General features: G+C 70.4%; 9 protein-coding genes. All 9 read left to right on the top strand.

Annotated elements, in window-relative coordinates; translation table 11 throughout:
* Positions 1-77: 77 nt before the first annotated feature.
* The 9 genes from VF139_16235 (at position 78) to VF139_16195 (ending at position 6,605) form a co-directional block, all read left to right on the top strand.
* The gene (locus VF139_16235; protein HEX6852945.1) at positions 78-440 is read left to right on the top strand and encodes a VOC family protein; all 363 of its coding nucleotides are present in this window, start codon (positions 78-80) and stop codon (positions 438-440) included.
* A 79-nt stretch (positions 441-519) separates the two neighbouring features.
* A complete protein-coding gene (locus VF139_16230) occupies positions 520-843 on the top strand; it encodes a carboxymuconolactone decarboxylase family protein (protein ID HEX6852944.1) in 324 nt (107 codons plus the stop codon).
* A gap of 144 nt (positions 844-987) precedes the next feature.
* Entirely contained in the window at positions 988-1,524 is a 537-nt protein-coding gene (locus tag VF139_16225) for an O-acetyl-ADP-ribose deacetylase (GenBank protein ID HEX6852943.1), read from the top strand.
* 14 nt (positions 1,525-1,538) lie between these two features.
* A complete protein-coding gene (locus VF139_16220; GenBank protein HEX6852942.1) occupies positions 1,539-1,991 on the top strand; it encodes a hypothetical protein in 453 nt (150 codons plus the stop codon).
* Between the two features lie 50 nt (positions 1,992-2,041).
* On the top strand, positions 2,042-2,413 hold the full coding sequence (locus tag VF139_16215) for a VOC family protein (GenBank protein ID HEX6852941.1): 372 nt from the start codon (positions 2,042-2,044) through the stop codon (positions 2,411-2,413).
* Positions 2,410-3,063 carry a cyclase family protein gene (locus VF139_16210; GenBank protein HEX6852940.1) on the top strand — a complete coding sequence of 218 codons (654 nt, stop codon included), beginning with the start codon at positions 2,410-2,412 and terminating at the stop codon, positions 3,061-3,063. The genes VF139_16215 and VF139_16210 overlap by 4 nt, the downstream gene beginning before the upstream one ends.
* An 11-nt stretch (positions 3,064-3,074) precedes the next feature.
* Positions 3,075-3,551 carry a DUF4396 domain-containing protein gene (locus VF139_16205; protein ID HEX6852939.1) on the top strand — a complete coding sequence of 159 codons (477 nt, stop codon included), beginning with the start codon at positions 3,075-3,077 and terminating at the stop codon, positions 3,549-3,551.
* 154 nt (positions 3,552-3,705) lie between these two features.
* Positions 3,706-5,577 carry a histidine kinase gene (locus tag VF139_16200; GenBank protein HEX6852938.1) on the top strand — a complete coding sequence of 624 codons (1,872 nt, stop codon included), beginning with the start codon at positions 3,706-3,708 and terminating at the stop codon, positions 5,575-5,577.
* The gene (locus tag VF139_16195) at positions 5,574-6,605 is read left to right on the top strand and encodes a fused response regulator/phosphatase (GenBank protein ID HEX6852937.1); all 1,032 of its coding nucleotides are present in this window, start codon (positions 5,574-5,576) and stop codon (positions 6,603-6,605) included. The genes VF139_16200 and VF139_16195 overlap by 4 nt, the downstream gene beginning before the upstream one ends.
* Positions 6,606-6,751 lie beyond the last annotated feature (146 nt).

Raw genomic sequence — 6,751 nt, 5'->3', positions numbered from 1 at the left:
ATCCTCCAAGCGTTGCGGGATTGTCTCACGGTGCCCGGGCGTATAGTTCCGACACCTGTGCGAGGGAGATAGACCCCATGACGATGACGCGTCTCATTCCGATGCTCCCGGTGAGGCACCTGCCGGCGAGCGTCGAGTTCTATCGGAAGCTCGGATTCACCGTCGAGCGGCGGGACGATCGGCAGGGCTGGGCGATGCTCGGCCTCGACGATTGCCGCCTGATGATCGACCAGTCGATCAACGTGCGGCCGGACGGACCGCGGCAATCCGTGATCTACCTGTACCCCGACGACGTCGTCGCGTACCACCGGTTCGTCCGGGCGAACGGCGTCGAGGTTCCCGACCTGGAGGTCACCTTCTACGGCATGACCGAATTCCGGATCGAGGATCCGGACGGGAATCGGCTGTGGATCGGGCAGATGGTGCCGGCGGCGGATTGAGGGTGGGCCGGGATGCGTTCCGGCCTGTCAGAAGCCTATGCCGGTGCGAGACGATGGATCCGAAACGACGAGGTGATCCATGGCCGACAAATCCGGACTCGTCAGCGAGGCGTTCCAGGCGTTCCTGAAGGAAAGCCCGGGACACGCCCAGGCCTGGATGGGTGCGGTTCGGGGGTTGAGCGAAGCGAGCGCGCTCGACGCGAAGACGCAGGCGCTTGCCTACCTCGCCGTGCTCGCCGCGCTTCGCCTGGAGAGCGGTGTGCCGTTCCATGTCGCGCACGCCAGGGAACTCGGCGCCTCCCGCGACGAGGTGATCAGCGCGATCCTGGTGGGGCTTCCGGCCGCAGGACACGTCGTGACCCAGGCGCTCCCCGCCGCGATACGCGCCTACGACCAAGCCTGAGTTTCCAAGCCTCCTCGAGGGACGTCCATGCTCGACCGGCTGCCGCCCCGTCCCGTCGACAACACCATGGATCCTCCAGGCTCACGACGGGGTGAGGTGGCTCGCGCTTCGAATCTGGGCGCGGTTCCGGAAGCCGGAGGCGACATGAGATTCCGCAACCCCGCGGCGCTCCGCGCCGTCCAGGCCGACATCACGACGCTCGCCGTCGACGCGATCGTCAACGCCGCCAATCCTTCCCTCCTCGGCGGCGGCGGCGTGGACGGCGCGATTCACCGCGCCGCCGGCCCCGAGCTCCTCCATGAATGCCGCCTCCTCGGCGGCTGCGAGACCGGAGACGCGAAGCTGACGCGCGGTTACCGGCTGCCGGCCAAATACGTCATCCACACGGTCGGGCCGGTGTGGCGCGGCGGAGGGGCAGGGGAACCGGAATTGCTGGCGTCCTGTTACCGGCGCTCCCTGGAGCTGGCCGAGGCGCATGCGATTCGATCGATCGCCTTCCCGAGCATCAGCACCGGGATCTACGGTTACCCGGTCGAGCCGGCGGCTCGCGTCGCCGTCGCGTCGGTGCGGGCGGCCGCGGTCGGTACGGCGTCGTTGGAGACGGTGGTGTTCTGTTGTTTCTCCGAGGGAGCCCTTGACGTGTATCGCCGCGTCCTCGCGGAAGCGGACCGACCCTCGTGACCGAAGGAGCCTCCATGCTCGACCGCCTGCTCCCGCAACCCATCGGCAACTCCTTCCACGGTCCGCGCTTCGCGTTGTGGCTCCTCGGCTTCCTGGTGCTGAGCAAGGGCTTCATGGGGCTGAACTGCATCTTCAACGGGCGCTTCGTCGCGACGACCGCGGACGGCATTCCTCTCGACGCCTACGATCCGGCCGGCGCGGGCGTGGTGGTGTCGTTCTTCGCGTTGTGGGGGCTGTCGCAGGTGATGCTGTCCCTGCTCGGAACGCTGACGCTGGTCCGTTATCGATCCGCTGTTCCCGCCATGTTCGCGTTGTTCGCCTTCGAGCACCTCGGCCGGAAGGCGATCCTCTGGATGCTCCCGATCGAGAAGGTCGGAAGTCCCTCGGGGACGTATGTGAACCTCGGGCTGCTGGCGGTGATTCTCGTGGGGCTGGGGATGTCGCTAGGCCGCCGCAAGGAACCCTGACGCGGTTCGGGTTATCCTCGGGGCCTCATCCCCAACCGGAGGCACGCCCCATGGACCTCGGAGCATTCTCGATCAGCCTGACGGTCAAGGACCTCGAAGCCTCGAGGAGCTTCTACGAGAAGCTCGGCTTCGAAGTGTTCGGCGGGAACGCCGCGCAGAACTGGCTGATCCTCAAGAACGGCGATCACATCATCGGCCTGTTCAAGGGGATGTTCGAGAAGAACATCCTCACCTTCAACCCGGGCTGGGACCAGGACGCCAAGAACCTCCCGTCGTTCACCGACGTGCGGGAGTTGCAGCGCCGGCTGAAGGAGCAGGGGGTGCTGCTCCTCAGCGAGGCGGACGAGAGCACGACCGGTCCCGCCAGCTTCGTCGCGGTGGATCCCGACGGAAACCCCATCCTCGTGGATCAACACCGGTGAGCCGGCTCGTCGACCTTTCCCACGTCGTCCACCACGGCCTCGAGACCTACCCGGGGCTGCCGGCCCCGGAGATCTGCGACTTCCTCTCGCGCGAGGTCTCGCGGACGAAGTACGCCCCGGGGACGGAGTTCCAGATCGGGAAGATCACCATGGTCGCGAACACCGGGACGTACGTGGATGCGCCCTTCCACCGCTACGCCCACGGCAAGGACCTTTCCGAGCTCCCCCTCGAATCCCTCGCCGACCTCGACGCCGTCGTGGTGCGCGTTCCCCCCGGGGCGACGGCGATCGACGCGATTCCCGTGCCGGACCGCGAGCTGAAGGGAAAGGCCGTGTTGTTCCACACCGGCTGGTCGCGGCACTTCGGGACCGCGGCGTACCGCACGGGCCACCCGTTCCTGACCGCCGCGATCGCCGAGCGGCTGGTGGATGCCGGGGCGACGTTCGTCGGGATCGATTCCCTCAACATCGACGATACCTCCGGAGGGGAGCGGCCGGTCCACTCGACCCTGCTCGCGAACGAGATCCCGATCGGCGAGCACCTCGCCGGGCTCGACGCGATCCCCGACCGCGGGTCGCGGTTTTTCGCCGTGCCGGTGAAGGTGCGGGCGTTCGGGACCTTCCCGGTGCGGGCGTTCGCGATCGTGTGAGCGGAGGACCCATGGACCACGGACACCACCATCACGCCCACGGCCACCCCGTCGAGTCGGTGAACCGCATCGCCGTGGTCGCGACGCTGCACTGTCTCGCGGGGTGTGCGATCGGCGAGGTCGCGGGCCTGATCGTCGGAACCGCGCTGGGCTGGAGCAACGCGCGGACGATCGTTCTCGCGGTGGTCTTGGCGTTCCTGTCCGGGTTCGCGCTGACGGCGATCCCGTTCCTTCGTCGCGGGTACACCCTCAAGGAGGCGCTGCGCGTCGCCGTCGCGGCGGACGCGGTCTCGATCGCCATCATGGAGATCGTCGACAACGCCCTGATGCTCCTGATTCCGGGAGCGATGGACGCGGCGGTCACCTCCCTGCACTTCTGGGGGAGCATGGCCCTCTCGCTGGCGGTGGCCGGCGTCGCCGCGTTTCCCGTCAATCGGTGGCTCATCGCGAGGGGGAAGGGGCACGCCGCGGCGCACGGGCGGCACTGAATCGGTCACCCCGGCGTCGGGAAACCGACGCGCCTGCACGTTCGGCGTCGGCTCTCGCATCCGCCCAACGGCCGCACACCGCCGCTCAACCCGCGAGCCGACCGATCGGGGGGCGAGCTCCCCGAGCCGGATCCCGGACGTGTAGGTTCCCCCCGTGAAGCCGATCCAGCTCGTTGCCCTCGTCGTCTACGCCTTCGGGGCGTTCGCCTACGCGACCCTGGCGTGGTGCTGGTTCAAGGACACCCTCGCCCGCAGGCGTCACCACCTGCGTCCGGAGGCCCTCCGCGCCGAGGACGTCTTCACCGGAACGATGGGGATCGTCGCCGCGGTGTGGTTCGTCCTGTGCCTCGCGATCACCCTCCTGCGGGGCCAGCCGGGGGTCAAGCTCTGGCCCATCCACGTCGCCGCGATGGTCAATGCGTCCGTCTTCCCGCCGCTGATCGCGCTCGGCGCGTGGCTCGACGCGCGGGACCGTGCCGCCCGGCTCGGGGCGGTCCTGCGGCCGTCGTGGAGGCGGGCGCTCGTCGGATTCTGGATCTCCTGCCCGCTGTACGTGACGGGGGCGTTGCTGGCGATCTTCGTGCCTGAGAAGCCCTCCGCTCAGGCCATCCTCTGGATGAACGTCGCGTTCGGGGGATTGATCGCCGCGGCGGGGATCTACGCTGCGATCGTCGAGGGGGCGCACCCGGCCCCCGAGGCGCGTCGGAAGCTCGGCAGGCCCGCGAGGTTCCTCTACCTCGCCATGTCGGGGCTGTTCGGACTGCTCCTGCTCGCGGGACTCGGCGTCGTGCGGATCGGCGAGGTGATCGAGCTGCTGATGCGGGCGACCCCGCTGCTGTTCCTTATCGCCGGGGCGTGGCTCGACAGCCGGTTCAAGTTCTACGACATCGTGGTCAAGCGGGCGGCGTCCCTTCTCGTGGCCATCGCCTTCGCGAAGATCGGCCTGATCGTGGTCCTTCCGATCGCCCGCGGCATCGAGCCCGCGTGGGCGGCACCCGTCGTGGCGGCAGTCGCGCTCTCTCCGATCCTCGTCATGCTCCCGGCCGCGAACGCGAGGGTGCTGAAGCTCCTCGAGAAGGCCTGGCTCGGTCGGAGCTTCAGCCGCGAGGAGGCGATCCGGCAGGTCCTGCGGGCCGTGCAGCAGGTCTCGGACGAGGACGGACTTCGCGAGGCGGCGGAACGAGTCCTCGGGGAAATGCACCGCTGCCCCGTGCAGGTCGTGCTCCCCGGCGCGCAGGCCGCCGAGCCGGAGTTCCGCGTGGTGCAGGTGGTTCCCTTCGGCGACCGCGCGGGGCGGAAGGGGACGATCCGGGTCGGCTCGCGCGAGGGGCTGAGCACGTGGCTCTCGGAGGACCTCGAGATCCTCGGCGCGATCGGCGAGGTCGTCGTCTACATGCAGGAGCACCTCGCCCTCCAGGCGCGACGGCGCGAGCTCGAGCTCGAGACGGGGCGGGCGCAGCTGCGGGCGCTGCGTGCCCAGGTGAACCCGCACTTCCTGTTCAACGCCCTCAACGCGATCGCCGGGTGGATCCACAAGGACCCGAAACACGCCGACCGGATGGTGGAGCGGCTCGCCGACGTGTTTCGGTACGTCCTTCGCGGCTCGGAGCACGAGTTCGCGACGCTCGCCGAGGAGATGGAGTTCGTGAGCGCGTGCCTGGACATCGAGCAGTCGCGATTCGGCGCGCGCCTCACCGCGAGCGTCGCGTGGGAGCCGGGGACGGCGCAGGTCCGCGTCCCGACGCTCGTCGTCCACACCCTCGTCGAGAACGCGGTCAAGCACGGGGTCGCCCGGACCCGCGGGCCGGCGCGGCTCGAGGTCGTGGCGCGGCTCGAGGACGCAACGCTCGTCGTCGAGGTCGCCGACGACGGACCCGGCCTCGCGAAGCCGTCGGAAGCGGACGGGGAGGGGTTCGGTCTGCGAAGCGTCCGCGAGCGACTCGCCGGCCACTACGGTGACGCGGCCTCCCTCGCGCTCGTCCGCGAGGAGGGGCGCACGATCGCGCGGCTGAGGATCCCGGCGTGATCCGCGTGGTGCTGGTGGAGGACGAGGCGCCCGCGCGCGAGCGGCTGAAGCTGCTCCTCGCGGCGCACGCCGACGTCCGCGTGGTGGGGGAGTGCGAGGACGGCGACACCGCGCTCGCGCGCCTCGCCTCCGACCCTCCCGACCTGGTCTTCCTCGACATCGAGATGCCCGGGGCCGACGGCCTCGAGGTCGCGGAGCGTCTTCCGGCGCCCCGCCCGGCGATCGTCTTCTGCACCGCGTACGACCGCTTCGCCCTCGAGGCCTTCGAGCGCGACGCGAAGGACTACCTCCTGAAGCCGGTGAACGCCGACCGCCTGGCGCGGGCCCTCGACAAGGTCCGGGCCGCGCGGGGGAGCTCGCCGCGCCTCCAGCGGGAGGCGGAATCGGCCCGGGCGCTGCAGGAGCGATGGACCTCCGCCGCGACCCTTCCGCCCTGGCTCGACGTGCACGTCCTCGCGCGCCCGGCGCGGGAGGTGTCGGGGGACTTCGCCGTCGTCGCCGAGCGCGGCGAGCGGGTGCTGCTCGCCGTCGGGGACGTGGGAGGCAAGGGCGTCGACGCGGGGTTGCTCGCCGCCGGCCTGCGCGAACGCCTCCGGATGGGACCGTCGGATCCGGCGTCGGCCTGCGCCGCGGCCGCGGCGTGGTTCGAGTCCCACGCGGAGGCGAGCCGGATCGCCTCGCTGATCGCCGTCGAGATCGCGCGCGACGCCCTGCGATGGGCGAACGCCGGGCACCCGGCGGGATGGGCGACCGGCGGCGTCCGGCTCGACCGCACCGGCCCTGTGCTCGGGAGCCCCGGCCCCGGGAGATGGGAGACCCGCGAGCTCGCCGGACCCCGCGCGCTCCTCCTGGTCAGCGACGGGATCTCCGAGGCCGAGGACGCCGCGGGGCGCGTCTTCGAGCCGGTTGCCGCGCTGGAAGGGGACGCCGAATCGCTCGCGAGATCGCTGTACGATGAGGCGCGCCGCCACCGGGGCGGCGCCGCGTTCGACGACGACGTGACCGTGCTCGCGGCGAGGGTGCGCTGACGTGGATCGGCTCCGCGCGGTGATCGTGGACGACGAGGAGCCCGCCCGGGAGCGGCTGCGGATGCTCCTGTCCGAGCTCGGCGAGGTCTCCGTCGTCGCCGAGGCGGCCGACGGCGAGGAGGCCCTCGAGGCGGTGACCCGCGAGA

It is taken from the genome of Candidatus Polarisedimenticolaceae bacterium, assembly GCA_036376135.1.
Classification (GTDB): domain Bacteria; phylum Acidobacteriota; class Polarisedimenticolia; order Polarisedimenticolales; family DASRJG01; genus DASVAW01.
The sequence above is the reverse complement of the archived record's forward strand: the minus strand, read 5'-3'. Positions and strand labels throughout refer to the sequence as shown.

What these genes read in the sequence shown, in the direction of transcription:
- VF139_16235 (HEX6852945.1), top strand. Translation starts at nt 78, where the DNA reads ATGACGATGACGCGTCTCATTCCGATGCTCCCGGTGAGGCACCTGCCG.
- VF139_16230 (HEX6852944.1), top strand. Translation starts at nt 520, where the DNA reads ATGGCCGACAAATCCGGACTCGTCAGCGAGGCGTTCCAGGCGTTCCTG.
- VF139_16225 (HEX6852943.1), top strand. Translation starts at nt 988, where the DNA reads ATGAGATTCCGCAACCCCGCGGCGCTCCGCGCCGTCCAGGCCGACATC.
- VF139_16220 (HEX6852942.1), top strand. Translation starts at nt 1,539, where the DNA reads ATGCTCGACCGCCTGCTCCCGCAACCCATCGGCAACTCCTTCCACGGT.
- VF139_16215 (HEX6852941.1), top strand. Translation starts at nt 2,042, where the DNA reads ATGGACCTCGGAGCATTCTCGATCAGCCTGACGGTCAAGGACCTCGAA.
- VF139_16205 (HEX6852939.1), top strand. Translation starts at nt 3,075, where the DNA reads ATGGACCACGGACACCACCATCACGCCCACGGCCACCCCGTCGAGTCG.